Origin of the sequence: Pseudarthrobacter phenanthrenivorans, from assembly GCF_000813845.1 — a bacterium.
Lineage (GTDB): Bacteria > Actinomycetota > Actinomycetes > Actinomycetales > Micrococcaceae > Arthrobacter > Arthrobacter phenanthrenivorans_B.
This window is the reverse complement of the sequence record NZ_JWTB01000023.1, coordinates 24781-48406: the sequence shown is the minus strand read 5'-3', so window position 1 is coordinate 48406 and position 23626 is coordinate 24781. Positions and strand designations below refer to the sequence as shown.

Sequence of the window (23626 nt, the reverse complement as noted above, 5' to 3'; positions counted from 1 at the left end):
CAGCAAGGAATATCACGGTGGCGGAGACGACCGGCAAGGCAGGAAAAAGCAAGGCACCCAACGCCACGAAGCGCTTGCGTTTGGGGCTGGGCATCATGCTCACGCTCCTGCTGGTGGTGGGCGGGAAGCTCTTCCTGGTCCAGGGGCTGGACGTCGGAGGGATGGCTGAAGCGGCTTTGAACAGCCGGATGACGTCGGCGATCCTTCCCGCTGAGCGGGGCAGCATCCTGGACTCGCGCGGCACCGTGCTGGCCAACAGTGTCATCCGCTACAACATCGTGGTTGACCAGCGCGTTAACACGAAGACGGACTCCTACAAACGGCTGGAGCCCCAGGCCGATGGCCACGACAAGCTGGTGGACGTCAGCCGCGACCAGGCCATCTCGGAGCTCGCTTCGGCGCTTGGCATGGACACCAACGCCGTACGGGACGCCGTTACGGGTGAGAAGCCGTACTACATTGTGGCCAAGGAAGTGAAGCCCGATGTGGAGGACCGCATTTCCAAGCTGCAGGTGCCTGGCATTGTTGCGGAGGGTGTCAGCAAGCGCGTCTACCCGAACGGCGCCGTGGCCGGGGGCGTGGTGGGGTTCCTCCAGGACGGCACGACGGGGCAAGCCGGCATCGAGCAGACCCAGGATGACCAGCTCAAGGGCAAGGACGGCAAGCGCCTGTTCGAAATCGGCGCCGACGGACTCCGCATTCCCGTTGGCCTTGACGAGCTGACGCCGCCGCAAAACGGCAAGAACGTCAAACTCACGCTGAACTCGGACCTGCAGTACTTTGCGCAGCAGGCCATCCAAAGCCAGGCGGACAAGCTCAGCGCCGAATGGGGCGTCATCATCGTGATGGACGCCAAGACCGGGAACCTGCTCGCGCTGGCGGACACCAACGCCCCGGACCCGAACAATCCAGGGCTGGTGGCCGCCAAGGACCGCGGCGTGCGCTCGGTGACCGCCGCCTACGAGCCGGGTTCGGTGGAAAAAATGATGACCGCTGCCGCCGTTATCGACGAAGGGCTCGCCAGCCCCCTGGACCACTTCACGATTCCACCCACGTACACCGTGGATGGGCAGACATTCAGCGACGCCTTCACCCACGGAACCGAGGAACGGACACTGGCCGGAATCATCGGCTATTCCATGAACACGGGAACGGTCATGGCCGGCCAGCGGCTCAGCAAGGAACAGCGCTACGACTGGTTGAAGAAGTTCGGCATCGGCGAGGCGCCCGACATCGGGCTTCCGGCAACCGCATCCGGCATCCTCACCCCGCCGGACCAGTGGGACGGACGCCAGCAATACACCGTCCTGTTCGGGCAGGGCGTTTCCCAGTCCACGCTCCAGACGGTGCGGGCGTACCAGAGCATTGCCAACAACGGCGTCATGCTGCAGCCAAGGCTCATCGATTCGTACATCTCACCGGACGGCACAGAGGAGAAGGTCCCGGCCCAGCCCTCACGGCAGGTTGTCTCCGGGAACACCGCCCAGCAGGTCCAGGACATCCTGGAGAGCGCCGTGACTGAGGGTGAAATCAAGGACGCGGGCATCGATGGCTACCGGGTGGGGGCCAAGACGGGAACATCCGAGTCACCATGCGACGACGGCAAGAGCGGCTACTGCGGCTACACGGCCTCCATCGTTGGAATGGCGCCGATGGATGATCCGCGGTTTATTGTTGAGGTGGTGCTTCAGCGGCCCAAGGGCAGCATCTACGGCATCACCAACGGTCCGGTGTTCCGGTCCGTCATGAGCCAGACGCTTCGGACCTACAACGTCCAGCCGTCAACCGGCGAGCCGGCCCGAATGCCGCAGTACGCCAAGTAGCCGCTGCGCCGCCGCGAGTACCAGCAGCATCCAGCGCATCACAGTGCCCGGCGCGAACCATGCCGGGCACGCACTAGCACCATCGGAGATCCCCTTGTCAGAGTTCAGCACGCCCGGCAGCGACACGGCCCGGGACGAAAACCCAGCCCGCTTCCGGCCCTCAGCCGTGGCAGCGGTCCCGCTGGCCGCCGTCGGGCAGGCCCTTGGCGTTGCCGTGCCTGCTCCTGCCGCCGACGTGGAGATCACCGGCATCTCAATCAACTCCCGCACCGTCGAACCCGGCGACCTGTACGTCGCCCTGCCCGGAGCGGTGCGGCACGGAGCCGACTTCGTCACCGACGCCGTCGGTTCCGGGGCGGTTGCCGTCCTCACCGACGACGCCGGTGCGCGCCTTCTTGCCCTGTCCGCGGACACCCCCGTGCCCGTCCTTGTCGTGGACAAGCCCCGCAACGGCGTGGGGCCGCTGGCCGCGATGATCTACCGGAGCCAGTCCGCCGGCGGCACCCCGCTGCAGCTCTTCGGCGTTACGGGAACCAACGGGAAGACCACCACGACGTACTTCATTACCTCGCTGCTGCGCGCATTGGGCCGGAAGACCGGGTTGATCGGCACCATCGAGATCCTCGCCGGCGGGGAGCCGATCCCCAGCCTTCTCACCACCCCCGAATCGCCCGAGGTGCACGGGCTTCTGGCCCTCATGCATGAGCGGGGACTGGATGCGGCAGCCATGGAAGTGTCCTCACACGCCATCTCATACCAGCGGGTGGACGGTCTGGTCTTCGACGTCGCGGGGTTCACCAACCTCACCCAGGACCACTTGGACCTGCACCACACCATGGACGGGTACTTCGCCACGAAGGCACAGCTCTTCACGCCGGAGCGGGCCCGCTGTGCAGTGGTGACGGTCGACGACGAGTGGGGCCAGCGCCTGGCCGGCACCAGCCAGGTGCCCCTCACCACGCTCAGCACCAGTGGCCGGGCCCCTGCGGATTGGGCAGTGACCCGGTCTTCGCCCCGCGGGCTGGGCACGGACTTCACCCTCACCGGGCCAGGCGGGATCACCCTGGACATCCACACCGGGCTGCCCGGAAGCTTCAACGTGGCCAACGCAGCCCTGGCAGCGCTCATGGTGCTCGCCTCCGGCGTGGACCCGGCAGAACTGCAGGCAGCCCTGGACACCGCCGACCCATTCACCGTCGCCGTACCGGGACGGATGCAGCTCGTCGCGGAGAAACCCGCTGCCGTTGTCGACTTCGCCCACAACACCGACGCCCTGGCCCGCGCGCTGGAAGCCGTACGGTCGCCGGAACCGGGCTCGCGGCTGATCGTCGTGTTCGGAGCCACCGGCCAACGGGACCAGGGCAAACGGCCGGCCATGGGCGCCATCGCCGCGAGGCTCGCGGACACCGTGATCATCACCGATGACGATCCGCACGACGAGGATGCGGCGGCCATCCGGGCAGACGTGCTGGCCGGGGCGCGGGAAGCCATCGACAAGGAGTCCCTGGGTGCCGGTCTGCTGGAAGTCTTCCCGCGGGACGAAGCCATCCGGCACGCCGTAGCCCTGGCACGCCCGGAGGACACGATCCTGGTGGCGGGCCGCGGCCACGAGGTCTGGCAGGAAGTCAAAGGGGTCAACCTTGCCCTGGACGACAGGGTGGAGCTGCGCACCGCCTTGACAGCCAGGGGATTCAACGTTCTCCACGACGACCGGATAGAGTCCTAGACCGAGATGATTGCATTTACTGCGGCGGAAATCGCCGAAATCACCAGCGGGCGCCTGGACGCCGATCCCGGAATTACGCCGCTCTCGGTGGTGACGGATTCACGCGAAGCCACCCCGGGCTCGCTCTACGTCGCAAAGCCGGGCGAGCACGCCGACGGCCATGACTTCATCGGCGCAGCCTTTGCCTCCGGTGCGGTCCTGGCGCTCGTGGAGCACCCGGTCGCCGCCCCTGACGGCGCCTCTTACCCGTCAGTCGTGGTCAATGACGCCGTCCTGGCGATGGGTGCACTCGCGGCCGAGGCCGTCCGGCGCATCCGTGCCGCCCGCGCCGACGCTGGAGACAAGCTCACCGTTGTGGGCATTACCGGTTCGGCCGGCAAAACCACCACCAAGGACCTGCTGGCCGGAATCCTGGCCACCCAGGGCAACACCGTGGCACCGCGAGGCTCTTACAACGGGGAGGTGGGTGTTCCGCTGACCGTGTTCCGCGCCGGCACCGACACCCGTTACCTCGTCATCGAAATGGGCGCCACCGGAATCGGCCACATCCGGTACCTGTCCGACATGGTCAAGCCGGACATCGGCGTCGTCCTGGCAGTGGGGACCGCCCACGCCGGCGAATTTGGGGGAGTGGAGAACATCGCGCTGGCGAAGGGCGAGATGGTCGAAGGGCTGTCCGCCGCCGGCACCGCCATCATCAATCTCGACGACGAACGCGTCGCCGCCATGCGCAGCCGCACGCAGGCTGCCGTCCTTGGTTTCTCCGCAGAGGGGCGCCAGGACGCGCAGGTGCAGGCACTGAAGGCGGACACCAACGCCGAAGGCAGCCCCGAGTTCGATCTCCAACTGCCGGACGGCGCCGCGCCACGCCACGTGGCCAGCCGGCTCATTGGAGCCCACCACACCGGCAACCTGCTGGCAGCAGCCGCAGCGGCATGGGCGGCAGGAGTCCCGGGGGACCAGATCGCTGATTCATTGAGCAACCAGGCTGCCGCGAGCCGCTGGCGCATGGAACGGACCGAACGGCCGGACGGCGTCACCGTGATCAATGACGCCTACAATGCGAATCCGGAATCCATGCGTGCCGCGCTGCGCACCCTTGCCGATCTTGGCCGCGGCCGCCGCACCTGGGCCGTTTTGGGCGCCATGCTGGAACTCGGTGAGGATTCCATCCGCGAGCACACCGCAGTCGGCACCCAGGTGGTCCGCCTCAACATCTCCCGCCTTCTGGTGGTGGGCCGGGAAGCACGGGCCCTCTACGTCTCCGCCGTGCAGGAGGGATCCTGGGGCGACGAATGCATCTTCGCCGAGACGGTGGATGAGGCCTTCCAAATCCTCGACGTGGAACTGCAGCCGGGCGACCTGGTGCTGTTCAAGTCCTCCAACAGCGTTGGACTTCGCCATTTGGGCGATCGGATAGCATTACCCCCAACCCCCACCCCCGCCGGCGAAAGGAGCACTCTGCCGTGATTGCTCTATTGATCGGCGCAGGCCTTGCCCTGCTGTGCGCCCTTGTGGGTACGCCGTTGTTCATCCGGCTCCTTGTCCACCGGGGCTACGGCCAGTTCATCCGTGATGACGGCCCCACGTCGCACCACACCAAGCGCGGAACACCCACCATGGGCGGGACCGTGGTGGTGGCCGCCGTACTGCTCAGCTACGGGCTTACCCACCTCATCATGCTGATGATGAACCCCGATTCGCCCGGCCCTTCTGCCTCAGCCCTTATCCTGCTGTTCCTCATGGTGGGCATGGGCCTGGTCGGATTCCTGGACGACTTCATCAAAATCTCCCGCCAGCGCAGCCTGGGGCTCAATGCCAAGGCCAAGCTGATCCTCCAGGCAGCCGTGGGGATCGTCTTTGCCATCCTGGCGCTGAACTTCCCCAACGACGCCGGACTGACTCCTGCATCGACCAAAATCTCCCTCGTCCGCGACCTGCCCTGGCTTGACCTGGCCTTCGGCGGCACCGTGCTGGGCGCCATCCTTTTCGTCATCTGGTCGAACCTGATCGTCACCGCAGCCACCAACGGGGTGAACCTCACCGACGGCCTTGACGGCCTGGCAGCGGGAGCCTCCATCATGGTTTTCGGTGCATATACCCTCATGGGCATATGGCAGAGCAACCAGGCCTGTGGCTCACCCCGGGAAGCCGGCAGCGGCTGCTACTCCGTCCGGGACCCCCTGGACCTGGCACTGCTTGCCGCGATCCTGAGCGCCGCGCTGGTCGGTTTCCTCTGGTGGAACACCTCCCCGGCAAAGATCTTCATGGGCGACACCGGCTCGCTGGCCATCGGCGGTGCCGTGGCCGGGTTCGCCATTCTGTCCCGGACCGAGCTCCTCCTGGGCATCGTGGGCGGCCTTTTCGTGCTGATCACCCTGTCCGTCATCATCCAGGTGGGCTACTTCAAGGCCACGGGTGGAAAGCGCGTCTTCAAGATGGCGCCGCTGCAGCACCACTTCGAATTGAAGGGGTGGGCCGAAGTCACCGTGGTGGTTAGGTTCTGGATCCTGGGCGGACTCTTCGTCGCCGTGGGCCTGGGCATCTTCTACGCAGAATGGGTTGTACTGCTGTGACCGTTTCCCCCCGACTGGCAAACCTCGTTTCGTGGGACTCCGACTGGACCGGCCTGCGCGTCGTGGTTACCGGCATCGGTGTCTCCGGCTTCGCGGCCGCCGACACGCTGATCGAACTGGGCGCACGCGTGGTGGTGGTGGATGCCGCCACCAGCGACACCGCCCGCGCCCACGCAGACACCCTCAAAATCGTCGGCGCCGCGGACGTGCTGCTGGGCCCCGACGCCGTCACCCACATCCCGCGCATCGACGGCGGGCTCCCGGAACTGATCGTCACTTCGCCCGGCTGGCGTCCCGACCAGGCACTGCTGGCCGCTGCCGCACGGGCGCACATCCCCGTGTGGGGCGACGTCGAGCTCGCCTGGCGCGTCCGCATCCGCGAAGGCCGGAAGACCGCGGACTGGCTCGCCATCACCGGCACCAACGGCAAGACCACCACCGTGGGTCTCACCGAATCGATGCTGCGGGCCGCCGGACTTAAGGCGATCGCCGTCGGCAACGTAGGGACCCCGATCCTTGATGCCCTCCGCGACCCGGTGGACTATGACGTCTTCGCGGTGGAGCTGTCCAGCTTCCAGCTGCACTGGGCGGAATCCGTCTCGCCGGTGGCGAGCGTCTGCCTCAACGTGGCCGAAGACCACGTGGACTGGCACGGCTCCTACGATTCCTACCTGGCGGACAAGGCCAAGGTCTACGAGCGGACGCAGAAGGCCTGCATCTACAACGCCGAGCAAGTGGAAACCGAGCGCATGGTGGAGAACGCCGACGTGGTGGAGGGCTGCCGCGCCGTAGGATTCACCACGGTTACACCGGCCGTCAGCATGCTCGGTGTGGTGGAGGGGCTGCTGGTGGACCGGGCCTTCATCGAGGAACGCCGCAACAGCGCTGCAGAGTTGGCCTCCATGGCCGATCTTGGGCCGCTTGCCCCGCGGCACATGGTGGCCAACGCCCTGGCGGCGGCTGGACTGGTACGGGCCTACGGCGTCGATGCCAAGGCCGTACGCCAGGGCATCCTCGACTACGTGCCGGGCGACCACCGCATCCAGCCTGTGGCCCGGATGAACGGCGTGCTGTGGGTCAACGACTCCAAAGCCACCAACCCGCACGCAGCGGCGGCCTCGCTTTCGGCCTTCAGCAATGTGGTCTGGATCGCCGGCGGCCTGTCCAAGGGCGTGAGCTATGACGACCTCGTCAGGGACCATGCAGCCCGCCTCAAAGCGGTGGTACTGATCGGAACCGACACCTCGCCGCTCCGGGAAGCCCTCCGGCGACACGCGCCCGATGTCCCGGTGATCGAACCGGGAGCGGGTGACACTGAAGGAATGCAGACTGCTCCGGCGGCCGATGGCATCCCGGCCGGTTCACCCGGCCATGGAGAACAGGTGATGTCCTGGGCGGTGGCGTCAGCAGCACGGCTCGCCGAATCCGGCGATACCGTGCTGATGGCTCCGGCAGCTGCTTCCATGGATCAGTTCTCTTCCTACGCTCACCGTGGTGGTGCTTTCATCGACGCTGTCCGCGAGCTGGTGGAAGGGCAGGCCCAGACCGGCGAGGAGTAACAATGGTCAGCACGCCCACCCGGGCCAAGGGTGGCAAGCCGCGCCCCGGCTCCACGGCCACGGCAGCACGGCGGCCCGCCACGGCCGGAGCCAGGCTGCGGTCCGCGTACCGCGGTTTCTGGTCGGCGCTGGAAGGCACCGGTACCTCCCGGAACGGCTCCACGTACTACCTCATCCTCGGCGCCACGCTGGCCCTGACGGCGATCGGCATCATGATGGTCCTTTCCGCCTCCAGCGTGGAATCAATCGCTGCCGGAAAATCCCCATACGGCGATGCCCTGAAGCAGGGCGTCTTCGCCGCAATCGGCATCTTCACCATGTTCGTGCTGTCACGGATCAATGTCGTATGGCTCAAACGGCTTGCGTGGCCCGCCGTCGGCATCGCGGTCCTGCTCCTTGGGCTCGTGCAGGTTGTGGGCGACGAGGTCAACGGCAACCGCAACTGGATCGACCTGGGCGGCATCACGTTCCAGCCCTCAGAGGCTGCCAAGCTGGCCCTTGCCCTGTGGCTGGCGACGGTGTTGGCCCGGAAAGGGCGACTGCTCGGCCAATGGCAGCATGTGCTCATCCCGGCCGTGCCTGTGGCGGCGGTCGTCATCGTACTGATCCTTGTGGGCAACGACCTGGGCACCGCCATGATCATCATGATGATCATGGCCGCTGCGCTCTTCTTCGCAGGGGTTCCCCTCTATCTCTTCGGCATCGCCGGCATCATCGCCGCTGCCGGCACCGCGGTCATGGCCGTCACCAGTTCCAACCGCATGTGCCGCATCACGTCCTGGTGGACCGGCCAGTCCTGCGCCGACGGCATCGACGCCAACTACCAGGCCACCAACGGTATGTACGGACTGGCATCCGGCGGCTGGCTGGGCGTGGGACTGGGGCAAAGCCGGCAGAAGTACAGCTGGATCCCCGAAGCCCACAACGACTTCATCTTCGCCATTATCGGTGAGGAACTCGGCCTGGTGGGGACCGTCGTCGTCCTGATCCTTTTCGCTATCCTCGGTGCAGCCATCTACCGCGTGGTGGTGGCCCAGGAGGATATGTTCCACCGGGTCCTGGCCGGAACCATCATGGTCTGGCTGCTCGGCCAGGCCACCGTGAACATGTCGGTCGTCACCGGCCTGATGCCCGTTATCGGCGTGCCGCTGCCCTTTATTTCCTACGGCGGTTCGGCCCTGCTGATGTCGCTGTGCGCCGTGGGTGTGGTCCTCTCACTGGCCAGGGAACAGATGGCACCGGCAATGCGCCCCAAGAAGATGCTGAAGTTCACGGCCCGGACAGGGCGGGACAAGAAGAAACCAAAGAATTCCAGAAAGCGTGCCTAACCCCAGATGACTGCGACCCACCCTTCCATCGTCCTCGCCGGCGGCGGCACCGCGGGCCATATCAGCCCCCTGCTCGCCATCGCCGCTGCGCTCCGAAGTGAAGCCCCCGGGGCCTCCATCCTGGCGGTCGGGACACCCACGGGAATGGAAACCCGGCTGGTCCCGGCTGCCGGGGTGGAACTGGCCACCATCGACCGGGTTCCGTTTCCGCGCCGGCCGTCCGCGGACCTGCTCCGCCTGCCGGCCCGGCTGGCCGGCGCCGTCCGCCAGGCAGGGGCCATCCTGGACCAGGCGCAGGCGGATGTGCTGGTGGGCGTGGGCGGATACGTCTGCACCCCCATGTACCTTGCGGCGCGGAAGCGCGGTACCCCTATCGTGATCCATGAGGCCAACGCCCGTCCGGGCCTGGCCAACCGGGTAGGCGCGCTCCTGAAGGGCCGCGTCGCCGTGGCGTTCGAGGGTACCCCGCTGCGCAACGCGGTCCACGTGGGCATGCCCATGCGCAAGGAAATTTCCGGCCTTGACCGCAAAGCCGCCCGTACCGCCGCCCGTGAGGCGCTGGGGCTGGATCCCAGGCAGCCCACCCTGATCGTCACCGGTGGGTCCTCCGGTGCGCAAAGCATCAACCGCGCCATCGCCGCCGCCGTCGAACAACTTTCTGCTGCCGGAATCCAGACCCTCCACATCACCGGCCGCGGCAAGACCGTACTGGACCAGGCGGGCCAGCCGCTCGCAGCCAAGGGCTACCGGCAGGTTGAGTACATCGACGGCATGGAACGTGCCTACGCCGCGGCCGACCTTTTGCTGGCCCGGTCGGGCGCCGCCACGGTCAGCGAGGTTGCCGCCGTTGGCGTCCCGGCAGTCCTGGTGCCGCTGCCCATCGGCAACGGGGAGCAGGCGCTCAACGCGGCCGGCCTGGTGGCGGCAGGCGGCGCGCTGCTGGTCGCGGACAGGGACTTCACCCCGGAGTGGATTGCCCGTGAACTGATTCCGCTGATCACCGATAAAGCACGGCTTGCCGAAATGGAAGCCAAGTCCTACCGGCTTGGCATCCGAAATGCCGACCAGCGCATGGCTGGTCTTGTCCTGGAAGCGGTATCTGCATGAGCCCCCACAGCACGCCCGGCCTCGAATCCCTTGGCAAGGTGCACTTCATCGGCATTGGAGGAGTCGGCATGTCCGCCGTGGCCCGCATCATGCTGGCGCGCGGCGTTCCCGTGAGCGGATCGGACGCCAAGGACCTGCCCGTCATGGCCGACCTCGCCGCAGCCGGTGCCCGCATCGCCGTCGGCTACGCTGCAGCGAACCTCGACGATGCGCAGACCGTGGTGGCCGGGTCGGCGATCCGTGGGGACAATCCGGAGCTGGCGGCCGCCCGGCAGGCAGGCCTTCCGGTGCTGCACAGGTCCCAGGCCCTCGCGGCCACCATGGGGGAGGACACCGTCGTGACGGTCGCCGGCACGCACGGCAAGTCCACCACGACGTCGATGATCACCGTACTGCTGAAGGCCGCCGGGCTGGACCCGTCCTTCGCCGTCGGCGCCAACATCCCGGCGCTTGGCGTCAACGCGGCCCATGGCACGTCGGGCATCTTCGTCGCCGAGGCCGACGAGTCCGACGGCTCGTTCCTGAACTACCGGCCGCGCATCGCCGTCGTCACCAACGTCGAGCCCGACCACCTGGACTACTACGGCACCGCCGAGGCCGTCTACGAGTCCTTCGACCGCTTCACCGGGCTGCTGCCCGCCGACGGGCTGCTGGTGGCGTGCGCGGACGACGCCGGGGCGCTGGCTCTGGCGGAACGGACCCGGGCGCGGGGGAACACCAGGGTGGTCCTGTACGGGACGGACGGGCGTGCGGACATCCGGCTTGACGACGGCGGCCCCGGCCACGTGGCCGTGTCGGCGGCGGGGGTGGGGTACGGGTTGTCCCTCCAGGTCCCCGGAAGGCACAACGCGCTCAACGCCGCGGCGGCCTTCGCCGTTGCGCTGGAACTTGGCGTTGCCCCGGAGGCCGCGGCGGCAGGGCTGGCCCACTTCTCGGGCGCCTCACGGCGGTTCGAACTGAAGGGCTCGGCCAGGGGCGTGCGGGTCTTTGACGACTATGCACACCACCCCACTGAGGTCCGTGCAGCCCTCACCGCGGCCCGCTCCGTGGCGGGCGGCCACAAGGTGCACGTGCTGTTCCAGCCGCACCTGTTTTCCCGCACCAGGGAATTCGCGGCCGAGTTCGCCCAGGCCCTCAACCTCGCAGACACCGCCCTGGTCCTGGACATCTACCCCGCCCGGGAGGACCCCATCCCCGGCGTGACCAGCCAGCTCATCGCCGACCACCTCGACAAGGGCGGCCGGCTGGTCAGCGCCGCCGACGCCGTCGATACCCTTGCCGGAACAGCAGCGGACGGGGACGTGGTCCTGACCGTGGGCGCCGGCGATGTCACAGCGTTCGGCCCCAGGATCGTGGAGGCGCTGCGTGCCTAGCTCCCGCCGGCCCACCTATGCTCCGCCCAAGCGGTCCGGCCGGCCCGGTGCCGGGAACGGGAGCAGCGCCGAGCCCCGGAAGGGCGCCGGGAACCCGGCCCCTTCCGACGGCGATGTGATCACCGCATCCCGCAGCATGACGGATCCTTCGGAGCCGAAGCCGGCGAAGCCGCGGGAAACCTCCGGGGCAACGGTCCTGGCGTTCCCCGAACCCAGGGGGCGGCGGCGCCGCAAGCAGGTCGTGCTGGCACTGGGTGCCGTCATCGCGCTGGTGGCGGGGCTGCTGGTGGCCGCGGTCTACTCGCCTGTCCTTGCCCTGCAGACCATCACCGTCACGGGCACCAAAATCATCACGCCCGCCCAGGTCCAGGCCGCGCTTGAACCACTGCGCGGCAGGCCGCTGCCCCAGATCAGCGACGCGGACGTCAGCGCGCTCCTGGGGTCCCTGGTCCAGGTCAAGTCCGTTTCCGTTGAGGCCCGGCCGCCGTCCACCCTGGCCGTGGCAGTGCACGAGCGGGTGCCGGTCGCCCTGGTCAAGCAGGGGGAGCAGTACCAGCTGGTGGACGTCGACGGCGTCCAGCTCGCAACAACCGACGACCCTGCGTCCGCTGCGCTGCCGGTCATTGACGGCGGCGCCGGGGCGATCGGGCAGGACCTGTTCCGCGCCACGGCGGCGGTCCTGGGAGCCCTGCCGGCAGATGTGCTGGCGAAGCTGTCGAACGCCTCCGCGCAGTCCGTTGACGCCGTAGAACTGAAGCTGGTGGACGGCCAGACCATCGTGTGGGGAAACGCCTCGGAGAAGGAACTCAAGGCCAAGGTCCTGGCCGCGCTCCTGAAGGCTCCGGCGGACCCCAAGAACCCGGTCAGGGTCTACGATGTCAGTGTGCCCCGGCACCCCGTGACGCGCTGAGCGCTTTCTTTCCCGGTATTAATCCGACACGCGGACCCGGTTATTGAATGTGTGCACCAGAGGAAATACCGTCACAGACAAGAGTTACTTGACATAACTATAACCTTCAACTCGAAGGTTAAAGTTGCAGCCTTCAAGCTCTCCATCAGTTTTCGCAATAAGACACGAACAAGGGACACGTAACGTGGCAGCTCCGCAGAATTACTTGGCCGTCATCAAAGTCGTCGGCATCGGCGGCGGTGGCGTGAACGCAGTCAACCGCATGATCGAGGTCGGCCTCAGGGGTGTTGAATTCATCGCCATCAACACCGACGCCCAGGCCCTGCTCATGAGCGACGCCGACGTGAAGCTCGACGTCGGACGCGAGCTGACCCGCGGCCTCGGCGCCGGCGCCAACCCCGAAGTGGGCAAGCAGGCTGCCGAAGACCACGCCGACGAGATCGAGGAAGTCCTGCGCGGTGCCGACATGGTCTTCGTGACCGCCGGCGAAGGCGGCGGCACCGGCACCGGCGGCGCGCCCGTCGTGGCCCGGATCGCGCGCTCCCTCGGCGCCCTGACCATTGGCGTGGTCACCCGCCCCTTCACCTTCGAAGGCCGCCGCCGCGCCGGTTCCGCGGAGGCCGGCATCGACGCCCTGCGGGACGAGGTGGACACCCTGATCGTGATCCCCAACGACCGCCTGCTCTCCATCAGCGACCGCAACGTCTCCGTCCTGGACGCCTTCCGCTCCGCCGACCAGGTCCTGCTGTCCGGTGTGCAGGGCATCACCGACCTCATCACCACCCCGGGCCTGATCAACCTGGACTTCGCGGACGTCAAGTCCGTCATGCAGGGTGCAGGCTCGGCCCTCATGGGTATCGGCTCGGCCCGCGGCGAAGACCGCGCCGTGAAGGCGGCCGAACTGGCCATCGCCTCGCCGCTGCTGGAAGCCTCCATCGACGGCGCCCACGGCGTGCTGCTGTCCATCCAGGGTGGTTCCGACCTCGGCCTGTTCGAAATCAACGAGGCCGCCCGCCTTGTCCAGGAAGTGGCCCACCCCGAAGCCAACATCATCTTCGGCGCGGTCATCGACGACGCCCTTGGCGATGAAGCGCGCGTCACCGTGATCGCGGCCGGCTTCGACGACGTCAAGGCCACCTCGCCCTCCATGGACCAGTCGCAGCCGCAGGTGGCACCCCAGCGGCCGGCAGCGCCTGCAGCTGCTCCCGCCTCCGCCCACCAGCAGGGCGGAAACCACCAGGGCGGCAACCACCAGCAGAACACCCAGCCGGTCCACGCCGGCGTCGGCGCGGCCGGCCTCAGCAACTGGGGCCAGCAGCGTCCCACGGCCGTCCCTGCCGACTCGGGCTTCGACGTCGACCTGCCCTCCGTGGTGGAGCCGGACCTGACCGGAACCCACCCGGATGACCTGGATGTCCCCGACTTCCTGAAGTAGGCAGCCGCTTGTTCCATTGGCGGGCCGACATCCTTCCCGGGGTGTCGGCCGCATTCACCGATGCGCAGGCAGGGAACCTTGCCCTGCATGTGGGGGACGACCCCGCCGCCGTGCACATGCGCCGCGAACGCCTGGAGCACTCCATTGGACTGGCGTCCCGGTCGCTGCGTTTCATGAACCAGGTCCACGGCACCACCGTGGCCCTCATGGATGCGAAAACGCCTGCCCCGGAAGCCGACGCGATGGTGTCGCGGGGACTGCCGCTGGCGGTGATGGTGGCGGATTGCATTCCTGTGCTGCTCGCGGGCGAGTCCGGCGCCGGACCGGTCCTGGCCGCCGTCCACGCCGGCCGCCCCGGAATTGCGCAGGGAGTCATCCCCGCAGCCGTTGACACCATGGCATCCCTGGGCGCCACCCGGATCCGGGCGTGGCTGGGTCCCTCGATCTGCGGCGCCTGCTACGAGGTTCCAGCCGCCCTGCGCGATGAGGTGGCGGCCGCGGTGCCGGCTACCCGGAGCACAACCTCCTGGGGAACTCCTGCCCTGGACCTTCCCGCCGGCGCCCGAAGCCAGCTCGAGGCTGCCGGGGTGGAGGTCGAGTACACCGGTGGATGCACCCTTGAGACGGAAACCCTCTACTCCTACCGCCGGAATCCCACCACAGGCCGCTTCGCCGGCCTGCTCTGGTGCCATGACTGAGCCGTTGGGCGCCGGGCAGCGGCAGGACCTGGACCCGCGGACGGCAGAACTTGAGCAGCGGCTTGCGGCTGTGCGGAAGCGGATCGCTGCGGCAGCCGCCGGCGCCGGCCGCGGCGGCCGGCTTCCAGCCCTCATCGTGGTCACCAAGTTCCATCCGGCAGAGGACATCCGCCGCCTTGCCGGCCTTGGCGTCCGGGACGTCGGCGAAAACCGGGACCAGGAAGCCGCAGCGAAGGCCCTGGAACTGGCTGACCTGCCGCTGACGTGGCACTTTGTGGGCCAGCTGCAGACCAAAAAAGCCAAGTCCGTGGCCCGTTACGCCGCAGCCGTCCACTCCGTCGACCGTCCGCAACTGGTGGAAGCCCTGGCAAAGGCGGTCCGGGTCGGGATCGAGAGCACCGGCCGTGCCCCGCTGGACTGCTTTATCCAGGTCAGCCTCGAGGAGGACGCCGGCACGAACCGGGGCGGGGCGGCTCCCGCCGATGTCCCGGCCCTGGCAGAGCAGATCGCCGGATCGACCGGACTGAACCTCGCCGGCGTCATGGCGGTGGCACCGCTGGGGGCGCCGCCGGAACCGGCCTTCGAAAAACTGGCCGGGATCTCGGCCCTGCTGGTGGCAACGCACCCCGGGGCCACGGCAATCTCGGCGGGCATGAGCCAGGACCTTGAGGCGGCCATTAAGTTCGGGGCGACACACCTGCGAATCGGTTCCGATATTCTCGGTTCCCGTCCCGCCGTGGGGTAGCGTCGGTCCTATTGGAAGTGATGGGCGGGGGACTCCAGTGCTGTCAAGTCATTGGGCGGCCCGCTTACGGGACACGATTAGGAGTCGACCATGGCCGGCGCTCTGCGCAAGACAATGATCTATCTTGGGCTCGCCGACGGCGATGAGCATTACGAGTCCGAGCACCAGACCACACGTAAGGATGAGGACGAACCGATGGAAGTTGACCGCGAGGAACGCCGCGCTCCGGCACCCGTCCGCGAAGTCAGCCGCGAGGCGTCCTACGCCCCTGAAGAGGAATACCGCGCCCCTGTGACCCCCATAAAGCGCGCGGCCTCGAGCCGCGAAGAGAACACCGGCCTGCGCCAGATCACCACCATCCACCCGCGTTCCTACAACGACGCCAAGCTCATCGGTGAAAGTTTCCGCGACGGTATTCCGGTGATCATGAACGTCACGGACATGGGCGAGGCTGACGCGAAGCGCCTGGTTGACTTCTCCGCAGGGCTGGTTTTCGGCCTGCGCGGAAGCATCGAGCGGGTCACCAACAAGGTGTTTCTTCTCTCACCGTCCTACGTGGAAGTCATCGGTGACGATAAGAAGGCCAGCGACACGCAGGCCAGCTTCTTCAACCAAAGCTAAGCTCCAGGGCTGCTATCAGATGCCAGGCAGGGACACCTGTCTGGCATCTGTGCTGAAATAGACAAGACAACAGCGGTAGACGCAGCGGACTCCGCCACGGAGGCACCGCATGAACATGGAGATCTGGAATAAGTCATGGGAATTGTTTTCGGACTTCTCTATCTCGCCCTGCTGCTGTTCTTCGTAGCCCTCATTATCCGCCTGGTCTTCGACTGGGTGCAGATGTTCGCGCGGGAATGGCGCCCCCGGGGCGCGGCCCTGGTGGTGGCGCACGCCGTGTACTCCATCACCGACCCGCCACTCAAGGGACTGCGGCGGCTGATCCCGCCGCTCCGGCTTGGCGGCGTCTCCCTGGACCTGGGCTTCCTGATTCTGTTCATCGGTGTCAGCATTGCCATGAGCGTCACCAGGGGCCTGGCCTGAAACACCAATTAGACCCAGCAATGCAGTCCGATCCTTCCCGGAACAGCTACTGTAAAGCGAAGAACCCTCCCGTTTGACACCGCAGTGTTGAATTAGAGTAAGCAGACCAAATTTAGGTACCGTAGTTTTGACGGCCGGAAGGCCTACTGACTAACCAGACCAGTGAGGTGACCAGATGGCTTTGACGCCAGAAGACGTTGTCAACAAGCGCTTTCAGCCCACCAAGTTCCGCGAGGGCTATGACCAGGACGAGGTTGACGACTTCCTGGACGAAATCGTCGTTGAACTCCGCCGCCTGAACCAGGAAAACGACGAGCTCCGCAAGAAGCTCGCCGAAGCCGGTTCCAGCGTTCCGGCAAGCTCCGCCGGAGCCCCCGTGGTGGAAAAGGTCCCCGCGCCGGTCAAGGCCGACAAGGACGAGGCCCGCGAGAAGGCCGAAGCCGAGGCGAAGGCTGCCGAAGCCAACAAGAAGAAGGACGTCCAGCCGGCTGCTCCGGCTGCCGCCGCACCGGCCGCGCCCGCTTCCGTCGCCACTCCTTCCGCTGAATCCGCGGCCGGCCTGCTGGCCATGGCCCAGCAGATGCACGACCGCCACGTCGCCGACGGCCAGGCCCAGAAGGACAAGATCATCGCCGAAGCGCAGATCGAAGCCAGCAGCCTCGTCAACGACGCGCAGGAGAAGTCCCGCAAGATCCTCGGTGCACTGGAGCAGCAGCGCTCCGTGCTGGAACGCAAGGTGGAGCAGCTCCGCGGCTTCGAACGCGACTACCGCTCACGCCTGAAGGCCTACATCGAGGGCCAGCTCCGCGACCTCGAAGCCCGTGGCTCCGTGGCAACCCCGGAAGTCAGCGAAGCCAACTAAGCCTGGCAGCACGTATTCTGAAAGCCGGTGGCTGAGGATTCCTCGGCCACCGGCTTTTGGCATTGAACCCCAGTTCCCCCGAATTGAAAGCACCATGACTGACGAACTTGCCGCGGACGCGGCACGCCCTGTCCCACCCACGCACCGGCCCCGCCGGGCTGTGCTGCTGTCCCTGTTCGCGGGGTTCGCGGTCTTCGCCTATGTCCTGGACCAGCTGACCAAGCTGTGGGTGACTTCCACCATGGTGGAAGGGGAACGCATTCCCGTGCTGCCTCCACTGCTGCACTGGTATTTCATCCGCAACTCCGGGGCCGCGTTTTCCATCGGCGAGAACGTCACCTGGGTGTTCTCGATCATCATGGCCGGGGTCGCCATCGCGATTCTGTTCCAGGTCCGACGGCTCGGCTCGGCCTGGTGGTCCCTGGCCTTGGGCCTGCTGCTGGGCGGAGCCCTGGGCAACCTGACCGACAGGCTCTTCCGGGAGCCATCCTTTGGCATGGGACACGTGGTGGACTTCATCCAGCTTCCCAACTTCGCGATATTCAACATCGCAGACTCCGCCGTTGTGTCCGCCGTCGCCATCATCTGCATCCTGACCATCCGCGGGATCGCCCTGGACGGCACCCGGTTGGGCAGCGCGCACAAGGACAAGCCCGGCCATGAGTGAGCGGATCACCGTCTCCGGCGAGTACGCCGGAACCCGGGCCGATGCCGGGCTGGCCGGCCTGCTGGGGGTATCGCGCTCCGTCGCCGCGGCCCTGCTGGCCGAAGGCCACGTCCTGAACCGGGGCAAGGCCCTGGGCAAGTCGGCGAAGCTCGTGGCCGGCGACGTCCTGGACGTCACCATCCCGGAACGCCGGGACCCCCTGGAAGTCGTGGAGGAAGTTGTGGAAGGCCTGGATATCCTGCTCGACGACGATGATTTCGTCGTCGTCGACAAACCCGTTGGCGTCGCAGCCCATCCATCGCCCGGCTGGGTAGGGCCCACCGTGGTGGGCGGGCTCGCCGCCGCCGGCTACCGCATTTCCACCTCGGGCGCTCCCGAGCGTGCAGGCATCGTGCACCGGCTCGACGTCGGCACGTCGGGTGTGATGGTCGTGGCGAAATCGGAGCGGGCGTACACCGCGCTGAAGCGGGCCTTCAAGGAACGCACCGTGGACAAGGTCTACCACGCAGTTGTGCAGGGACTCCCTGACCCGCTGACCGGCACCATCGACGCCCCCATTGGCCGCCACCCGGGACATGACTGGCGCTTTGCCGTGATCGAGGACGGCCGCCCGTCGGTAACCCATTACGAAGTCCTGGAGGCCTTCGGCAAGGCAAGCCTGGTGGAGGTCCATCTTGAGACCGGCCGCACCCACCAGATCAGGGTCCACTTCTCCGCCCTGCGCCACCCGTGCGCCGGAGACCTGACCTATGGTGCCGACCCCCGGCTCGCGGCCAACCTGGGTCTTACCCGGCAATGGCTGCACGCCCGCCAACTGGCCTTCGACCACCCCGTGACAGGGGAGCGGGTGACGGTCACCAGCGGGTACCCGCAGGACCTTGCCTACGCACTGGAAGTGCTGGAATCGGGCCAGGCCTGACCCCCGGCTTGCCGGGTCCGGCCGCGTGCAGCGCTTAGAATGGTCCGGTGAGTTCCAGCAATGATTCGTTCGTCCACCTGCACACCCACACCGAATATTCCATGCTGGATGGAGCAGCCCGCCTGGGGGAGCTGTTCGACGAAACCGAACGCCTGGGCATGCCTGCCCTGGCCACCACGGACCACGGCTACCTGTTCGGCGCCTTCGATTTCTGGCAGAAGGCCCAGGCCAAGGGGATCAAGCCGATCATCGGCGTCGAAGCTTATGTGACCCCCGGCACCGCCCGGACCGACAAGGAACGCGTGCGCTGGGGCGACGAATCCCAGCGCAAGGACGATGTGTCCGGTGGTGGTTCGTACACGCACATGACGCTCCTGAGCTACAACAATGTGGGCATGCGGAACCTCTTCCGTGCCTCATCCATCGCGTCCCTGGACTCGGTCTTCGGCAAATGGCCCCGCCTGGACCGGGAGCTGCTGAACACCTACTCCGAAGGCCTGATCGCCACCACTGGCTGCCCGTCCGGGGAGGTCCAGACCCGCCTCAGGCTCGGCCAGTACCGTGAAGCGCTGGAAGCCGCGGCCGAGTTCCGGGACATCTTCGGCGCGGAAAACTACTTCTGCGAACTGATGGACCACGGGCTGGACATCGAGCGGCGGGTCACCGGCGACCTGCTGCGGCTGGCCAAGGAACTGAACCTGCCGCTGGTGGCCACCAACGACCTGCACTACACCCACGAGCACGACGCCAAGGCGCACGAGGCCCTGCTGGCCATCCAGTCCGGCTCCACCCTGCTGGAGCCGACCTACGACAACGGCGGCTCGCGCTTCGCGTTCTCCGGCAGCGGCTACTACCTCAAGTCGCCGCGCGAGATGCGCGAGCTCTTCCGCGACCACCCGGATGCCTGCGACAACACGCTCCTGATCGCGGAGCGCTGCGAGGTGTCCTTCAACACGGACGCCAACTACATGCCCCGCTTCCCCTGCCCGCCGGGCGAGGACGAGACCTCCTGGCTGGTCAAGGAAGTGGACAAGGGCCTGAAGTACCGTTATCCGGGCGGCATCCCGGACGAGGTCCGCAAGCAGGCCGACTACGAACTCGGCGTCATCACGTCCATGGGCTTCCCCGGCTACTTCCTGGTGGTTGCCGACTTCATCAACTGGGCCAAGAACAACGGCATCCGCGTGGGGCCGGGCCGTGGCTCCGGTGCAGGCTCCATGGTGGCCTACGCCATGCGCATCACTGACCTCGACCCCCTGCGCCACGGCCTGATCTTCGAACGGTTCCTCAACCCGGACCGCGTCTCCATGCCCGACTTCGACGTCGACTTCGATGACCGCCGCCGCCCCGAGGTCATCGACTATGTGACCCGGAAGTACGGCGACGAGCGCGTGGCCATGATCGTCACGTACGGCACCATCAAGACGAAGCAGGCACTCAAGGACTCTTCCCGCGTGCTGGGCTACCCCTTCAGCATGGGCGAGCAGCTGACCAAGGCGCTGCCGCCTGCGGTGATGGCCAAGGACATTCCGCTGGCCGACATCCAGAATCCTGAAGCCAAGCGCTACAGCGAGGCGGGGGACTTCCGCCAGTTGATCGCCACCGACCCGGAGGCAGCCAAGGTCTTTGAGACCGCCCTGGGCATCGAGGGCCTGAAGCGCCAGTGGGGCGTGCACGCCGCCGGTGTGATCATGTCCTCGGACCCCATCATCGACGTCATCCCGATCATGCGCCGTTTCCAGGACGGCCAGGTGATCACCCAGTTCGACTACCCGACGTCCGAGGGCCTGGGCCTGATCAAGATGGACTTCCTGGGCCTGCGGAACCTGACGATCATTTCGGACGCCCTTGAGAACATCAAGATGAACCGCGGCATCGACCTGGACCTCGAGAACCTCGAACTGGACGACGCCGCATCCTACGAGCTCCTTGCCCGCGGCGACACCCTGGGCGTCTTCCAGCTCGACGGCGGCCCCATGCGGTCGCTGCTGAAGCTCATGAAGCCTGACAACTTCGAAGACATCTCCGCCGTGCTGGCGCTCTACCGTCCGGGTCCCATGGGCGCCAACGCCCACACCGATTACGCGCTGCGCAAGAACGGCGTGCAGGAAGTCATTCCGATCCACCCGGAGCTGGAGGAACCCCTCAAGGAGATCCTGGGCGGCACCTATGGCCTGATTGTGTACCAGGAACAGGTCATGGCCGTGGCGCAGAAGCTGGCGGGCTACTCGCTGGGCCAGGCAGACATCCTGCGCCGCGCCATGGGCAAGAAGAAGAAGTCGGAACTGGACAAGCAGTTCGCCGGATTCTCCCAGGGCATGCAGGACAACGGCTACTCCATGGAGGCGGTCAAGACCCTCTGGGACATCCTGCTTCCGTTCTCCGACTACGCCTTCAACAAGGCCCACTCGGCCGCGTATGGCGTGATCTCCTATTGGACCGCGTACCTAAAGGCGCATTATGCGCCTGAATACATGGCCGCTCTGCTGACCTCCGTGGGCGATGACAAGGACAAGTCCGCCATCTACCTCAACGAATGCCGCCGGATGGGCATTACGGTGCTGCCGCCGGACGTCAACGAGTCCGCGCTGAACTTCACCCCCGTGGGGAACGACATCCGCTTCGGCATGGGTGCCATCCGCAACGTGGGTGCCAACGCGGTGGAGGCCATGGTGGCCGCCCGCGAAAGCGAGGGTGCGTTCACATCCTTCAAGGATTTCCTGATGAAGGTTCCGGCAGTGGTGTGCAACAAGCGCACCATCGAATCCCTTATCAAGTCCGGCGCCTTCGATTCACTGGGCCACCACCGCCGGGCCCTTGCGATGGTCCATGAAGAGGCCATCGACTCCGTCATCACGCTCAAGCGCAACGAGGCCATCGGCCAGTTCGACCTCTTCGCCGGGTTCGAGGAGGCGGAGTCGGAGGCCTCGCTGAGCATCGAGATCCCCGACCTGCCCGAATGGGAGAAGAAGGACAAACTCTCGTTCGAACGGGACATGCTGGGCCTGTACGTCTCCGACCACCCGCTGCAGGGCCTGGAAGGCCTGCTGAGCCAGCACGCGGAGATGAGCATTACCACGATCCTGGGCGAGGACGGGCCGCAGGACGGCGCCATTATCACCATCGCCGGCATGATCACGTCCCTGAGCCGCCGCATCGCAAAGGCCAGCGGCAACGCCTATGCCCGTGCCGAGGTGGAGGACCTGGGCGGTTCGATCGAGGTGATGTTCTTCGGCCAGGTCTACGGACCCATCGCCTCCGTGCTCGCCGAGGACCTGATCGTGGTGGTCAAGGGCCGCCTGCAGAAGCGCGACGACGGTGCCATCACACTGAACTGCATGGAACTGTCCGTTCCGGACCTCAGCGAGGGCCTGCACGGACCACTGGTGATCACCATGCCCACCCATAAGGCCACCGAGGCCGTGGTCACGGAACTTGGCGACGTGCTGCGCACCCACCGCGGCAACTCGGAGGTCAGGCTCCACCTGCAGGGCGATACCCGCACCGAAATCATGGGCCTGCCGGTGCACCTGCGGGTGAACCCCAGTCCGTCGCTGTTTGGCGACCTCAAGGTCCTGCTGGGACCTGCCTGCCTGGACGCCTAGGACGGCTCCACGCGAAAGGCGGACGACGGCGGGAAGCACCTCCCGCCGTCGTCCGCCTTGTGGCTTCCTGCGGTAAGCCGGGGCCTAGATTTCGTAGTCCAGCGGCATCGGCTGCCCGTAGGCGCCGCCATGGTAGAGCAGGGGCGTTCCTTCACCGCCCACCTGGCCGTCCACCACCTGGACCACCACCACCGCGTTGTTTTCGAACGAGAGCCGCATCTGAACCTCCCCGATCAGCCAGCCCGCCACGTCCTTGAGGATGGGGACGCCATGCGGGCCAACCTCCCAGTGGTTGCCTTCGAACCGGTTGCCGGGGCGGGCGAAGCGCGCCGCCAGTTCCTGGTTCTCCAGCCCCAGCATGTGGACCCCGAGGTACTGGGTGTTGGCGACCGCCGGCCAGGACCTGGAACTGCGCGCCATGTTGAAGGTGAAGCGCGGCGGCTTGGCGGACAACGAGGCGACGGAAGTGGCGGTGAAGCCGTAGGGCTCGTCCTGGTAGTTCACGGTGATGATGGCCACGCCGGCGGCGTGCCGGCGGAACATCTCCCTGAACGTCTGCTCGAACGGCTCGCTGTTGTCGGTCACCGGGGACTCCTGCACTAGGTGGTGTAACTCTTCCTCCAAGCGTATTGGTCCATGGTCGCGGCAGGAAAACCTGCCGCTGCCGCAGTAGTTGGGATATCCCGCAGGAAGCTTTGTTAAGGTGTGTTGCATGACGAACTCTGCCCGCCCCGCCAGGCGGCTGCTGCCCTGGTCCCTGCTGCTGGTACCCGCGGCGGCGGGCATCCCGGCCGGACTCCTGTGGTGGATCCTGGCTCCAGGCGGCCTGAACCTTGTCACGCGGGATCCCGCACTGTCCTCGGGCACCGTCCCCTTGGTCTGGCTGCCCCGCGACCTGACGCTTGCTGGGATCCTGGTGCTGGCCGGTTGCCTCCTTGCGGTGTTCCTGGCGGATGGAAAGCGGCCGGATCCGCAGGCCGCACTGTTGACGGGGCTGGCCGGAGCGCTGGCCGGCAGCGCCGTGGCATGGGGGACAGGGGTCCTGGTGGCCCGGTTATGGGGCCCGGCCGTCGATGCCTCGGCGAATGCCAGCATCGCCTTTTCCCTCCGGGCCTGGCCGGTCCTGCTGCTGTGGCCCGCCGCCACGGCGGTGTCCGTCTTCATCCTGGAACTCGTAGGCGCCGGCGGCAGGAAGCCGCACGCGGGCGGCACCGGAACAGCCACAGGGTTCAGCCCCCTAAAATAGACC

At 66.7% G+C, this 23626-nt stretch carries 20 protein-coding genes; 19 read left to right on the top strand and 1 reads right to left on the bottom strand.

Annotation, left to right across the window (positions count from 1 at the left end; translation table 11 throughout):
• Positions 1 to 17: 17 nt before the first annotated feature.
• The 18 genes from RM50_RS12435 (at position 18) to dnaE (ending at position 22377) form a co-directional block, all read left to right on the top strand.
• Positions 18 to 1823 carry a peptidoglycan D,D-transpeptidase FtsI family protein gene (locus RM50_RS12435; protein WP_043453075.1) on the top strand — a complete coding sequence of 602 codons (1806 nt, stop codon included), beginning with the start codon at positions 18 to 20 and terminating at the stop codon, positions 1821 to 1823.
• A gap of 94 nt (positions 1824 to 1917) precedes the next feature.
• Positions 1918 to 3549 carry a UDP-N-acetylmuramoyl-L-alanyl-D-glutamate--2,6-diaminopimelate ligase gene (locus RM50_RS12430; RefSeq protein WP_043453073.1) on the top strand — a complete coding sequence of 544 codons (1632 nt, stop codon included), beginning with the start codon at positions 1918 to 1920 and terminating at the stop codon, positions 3547 to 3549.
• 6 nt (positions 3550 to 3555) lie between these two features.
• Positions 3556 to 5019: a UDP-N-acetylmuramoyl-tripeptide--D-alanyl-D-alanine ligase gene (locus RM50_RS12425; RefSeq protein ID WP_043453072.1), complete on the top strand. Its 1464-nt coding sequence runs from the start codon at positions 3556 to 3558 to the stop codon at positions 5017 to 5019.
• Positions 5016 to 6125, top strand: coding sequence for a phospho-N-acetylmuramoyl-pentapeptide-transferase (mraY, locus tag RM50_RS12420; protein WP_043453069.1), 1110 nt, complete (start codon positions 5016 to 5018; stop codon positions 6123 to 6125). The genes RM50_RS12425 and mraY overlap by 4 nt, the downstream gene beginning before the upstream one ends.
• The gene (gene murD, locus RM50_RS12415) at positions 6107 to 7684 is read left to right on the top strand and encodes a UDP-N-acetylmuramoyl-L-alanine--D-glutamate ligase (RefSeq protein ID WP_043453066.1); all 1578 of its coding nucleotides are present in this window, start codon (positions 6107 to 6109) and stop codon (positions 7682 to 7684) included. Before mraY ends, murD begins: the two co-directional genes overlap by 19 nt.
• 2 nt (positions 7685 to 7686) lie before the next feature.
• On the top strand, positions 7687 to 9012 hold the full coding sequence (gene ftsW, locus RM50_RS12410) for a putative lipid II flippase FtsW (RefSeq protein WP_043453063.1): 1326 nt from the start codon (positions 7687 to 7689) through the stop codon (positions 9010 to 9012).
• A 6-nt stretch (positions 9013 to 9018) separates the two neighbouring features.
• Positions 9019 to 10119 (top strand): undecaprenyldiphospho-muramoylpentapeptide beta-N-acetylglucosaminyltransferase, encoded by a 1101-nt coding sequence (gene murG / locus RM50_RS12405; protein WP_043453060.1) that lies wholly within the window; start codon positions 9019 to 9021, stop codon positions 10117 to 10119.
• Positions 10116 to 11492 (top strand): UDP-N-acetylmuramate--L-alanine ligase, encoded by a 1377-nt coding sequence (gene murC, locus RM50_RS12400; RefSeq protein WP_043453057.1) that lies wholly within the window; start codon positions 10116 to 10118, stop codon positions 11490 to 11492. Before murG ends, murC begins: the two co-directional genes overlap by 4 nt.
• The gene (locus RM50_RS12395; protein WP_043453054.1) at positions 11485 to 12402 is read left to right on the top strand and encodes a cell division protein FtsQ/DivIB; all 918 of its coding nucleotides are present in this window, start codon (positions 11485 to 11487) and stop codon (positions 12400 to 12402) included. Before murC ends, RM50_RS12395 begins: the two co-directional genes overlap by 8 nt.
• A gap of 184 nt (positions 12403 to 12586) precedes the next feature.
• On the top strand, positions 12587 to 13837 hold the full coding sequence (ftsZ, locus tag RM50_RS12390; protein ID WP_043453052.1) for a cell division protein FtsZ: 1251 nt from the start codon (positions 12587 to 12589) through the stop codon (positions 13835 to 13837).
• A gap of 8 nt (positions 13838 to 13845) precedes the next feature.
• Complete coding sequence (locus tag RM50_RS12385; RefSeq protein WP_043453049.1) at positions 13846 to 14535, top strand: polyphenol oxidase family protein; 690 nt, start codon at positions 13846 to 13848, stop codon at positions 14533 to 14535.
• Complete coding sequence (locus tag RM50_RS12380) at positions 14528 to 15280, top strand: YggS family pyridoxal phosphate-dependent enzyme (RefSeq protein WP_043453047.1); 753 nt, start codon at positions 14528 to 14530, stop codon at positions 15278 to 15280. Before RM50_RS12385 ends, RM50_RS12380 begins: the two co-directional genes overlap by 8 nt.
• 90 nt (positions 15281 to 15370) lie before the next feature.
• The gene (locus RM50_RS12375; RefSeq protein ID WP_043453046.1) at positions 15371 to 15901 is read left to right on the top strand and encodes a cell division protein SepF; all 531 of its coding nucleotides are present in this window, start codon (positions 15371 to 15373) and stop codon (positions 15899 to 15901) included.
• A 135-nt stretch (positions 15902 to 16036) separates the two neighbouring features.
• Positions 16037 to 16324, top strand: coding sequence for a YggT family protein (locus RM50_RS12370; RefSeq protein WP_043453045.1), 288 nt, complete (start codon positions 16037 to 16039; stop codon positions 16322 to 16324).
• A gap of 175 nt (positions 16325 to 16499) precedes the next feature.
• Positions 16500 to 17186 (top strand): DivIVA domain-containing protein, encoded by a 687-nt coding sequence (locus RM50_RS12365; protein ID WP_043453043.1) that lies wholly within the window; start codon positions 16500 to 16502, stop codon positions 17184 to 17186.
• A gap of 94 nt (positions 17187 to 17280) precedes the next feature.
• Positions 17281 to 17853 carry a signal peptidase II gene (gene lspA / locus RM50_RS12360; RefSeq protein ID WP_043453041.1) on the top strand — a complete coding sequence of 191 codons (573 nt, stop codon included), beginning with the start codon at positions 17281 to 17283 and terminating at the stop codon, positions 17851 to 17853.
• Entirely contained in the window at positions 17846 to 18772 is a 927-nt protein-coding gene (locus tag RM50_RS12355) for an RluA family pseudouridine synthase (protein WP_043453040.1), read from the top strand. The genes lspA and RM50_RS12355 overlap by 8 nt, the downstream gene beginning before the upstream one ends.
• Before the next feature lie 47 nt (positions 18773 to 18819).
• Positions 18820 to 22377 (top strand): DNA polymerase III subunit alpha, encoded by a 3558-nt coding sequence (gene dnaE, locus RM50_RS12350; protein ID WP_043453039.1) that lies wholly within the window; start codon positions 18820 to 18822, stop codon positions 22375 to 22377.
• Positions 22378 to 22461: 84 nt separating this feature from the next.
• On the opposite strand, the gene RM50_RS12345 is transcribed toward dnaE, so the two are convergent.
• Positions 22462 to 22962: a flavin reductase family protein gene (locus tag RM50_RS12345; RefSeq protein WP_043453036.1), complete on the bottom strand. Its 501-nt coding sequence runs from the start codon at positions 22960 to 22962 to the stop codon at positions 22462 to 22464.
• Between the two features lie 127 nt (positions 22963 to 23089).
• Between RM50_RS12345 and RM50_RS12340 the strand changes: the two genes are divergently transcribed.
• Complete coding sequence (locus RM50_RS12340; RefSeq protein WP_043453035.1) at positions 23090 to 23623, top strand: hypothetical protein; 534 nt, start codon at positions 23090 to 23092, stop codon at positions 23621 to 23623.
• Positions 23624 to 23626 lie beyond the last annotated feature (3 nt).

Bases quoted from the DNA above. Each gene is read 5' to 3' on its own strand.
- murG (WP_043453060.1), top strand. From the start codon at position 9,019: ATGACTGCGACCCACCCTTCCATCGTCCTCGCCGGCGGCGGCACCGCG.
- RM50_RS12375 (WP_043453046.1), top strand. From the start codon at position 15,371: ATGGCCGGCGCTCTGCGCAAGACAATGATCTATCTTGGGCTCGCCGAC.
- murC (WP_043453057.1), top strand. From the start codon at position 10,116: ATGAGCCCCCACAGCACGCCCGGCCTCGAATCCCTTGGCAAGGTGCAC.
- RM50_RS12365 (WP_043453043.1), top strand. From the start codon at position 16,500: ATGGCTTTGACGCCAGAAGACGTTGTCAACAAGCGCTTTCAGCCCACC.
- RM50_RS12340 (WP_043453035.1), top strand. From the start codon at position 23,090: ATGACGAACTCTGCCCGCCCCGCCAGGCGGCTGCTGCCCTGGTCCCTG.
- ftsW (WP_043453063.1), top strand. From the start codon at position 7,687: ATGGTCAGCACGCCCACCCGGGCCAAGGGTGGCAAGCCGCGCCCCGGC.
- RM50_RS12380 (WP_043453047.1), top strand. From the start codon at position 14,528: ATGACTGAGCCGTTGGGCGCCGGGCAGCGGCAGGACCTGGACCCGCGG.
- RM50_RS12370 (WP_043453045.1), top strand. From the start codon at position 16,037: ATGGGAATTGTTTTCGGACTTCTCTATCTCGCCCTGCTGCTGTTCTTC.
- RM50_RS12355 (WP_043453040.1), top strand. From the start codon at position 17,846: ATGAGTGAGCGGATCACCGTCTCCGGCGAGTACGCCGGAACCCGGGCC.
- lspA (WP_043453041.1), top strand. From the start codon at position 17,281: ATGACTGACGAACTTGCCGCGGACGCGGCACGCCCTGTCCCACCCACG.
- murD (WP_043453066.1), top strand. From the start codon at position 6,107: ATGGGTTGTACTGCTGTGACCGTTTCCCCCCGACTGGCAAACCTCGTT.
- RM50_RS12425 (WP_043453072.1), top strand. From the start codon at position 3,556: ATGATTGCATTTACTGCGGCGGAAATCGCCGAAATCACCAGCGGGCGC.